Annotated in this window: 2 protein-coding genes; both read left to right on the top strand. The window is 34.4% G+C overall.

What is annotated here, in order from left to right; all coding sequences use genetic code 11:
* Positions 1-77: 77 nt before the first annotated feature.
* Positions 78-269, top strand: a complete 192-nt coding sequence (locus tag BABA_RS26565) for a replication protein (protein ID WP_007085627.1) — start codon at positions 78-80, stop codon at positions 267-269.
* The coding region (locus tag BABA_RS12865; RefSeq protein ID WP_007085626.1) for a hypothetical protein at positions 262-488 on the top strand (227 nt) is incomplete at its 3' end. The genes BABA_RS26565 and BABA_RS12865, both read left to right, overlap by 8 nt.

Raw genomic sequence — 488 nt, 5'->3', positions numbered from 1 at the left:
TTAGTGGATGAACAGTCTTAATACGAGAGATTATAACACACAATTTTCTGTCCACTTTTATAGTATAGCTCCAAGGTTTGCAAAAGAACGTCTATCCGCTTTATGACGAGCTGAAAGAATTAAGAGGATTGAATGGGGTCAAAGACCACTTGTCTTATGTATCTAGCAAACAAGAAGCCTATTCTAAACGCAATATAGCGAAGTATCTCAAAAAAGCAATCGAGCAATATCTACCTACGGTTAAAAGGCAGGACTTAGACCATGAGTAAGAATGTAAAAACCATAAAAGAGCTGGCTGACGAATTAGGCACTAATAAAACTAGAATTTCAAGAATAATAAACAAAAATTCAATCCCAACTCAAAAAATAAAAAATAAAATTGTGTTAGAGGACAATTCAGTAAGTCTTATCAGACAGTATTTAAAGAACGAAACACAACAACAGAACGAAACGCAACAACAGAACGAACGCAACAAAACAGAACAACA

The organism is Neobacillus bataviensis LMG 21833, assembly GCF_000307875.1.
Taxonomy (GTDB): Bacteria; Bacillota; Bacilli; order Bacillales; family Cytobacillaceae; genus Neobacillus; species Neobacillus bataviensis.
This window is presented reverse-complemented; position numbering and strand designations above follow the sequence as displayed.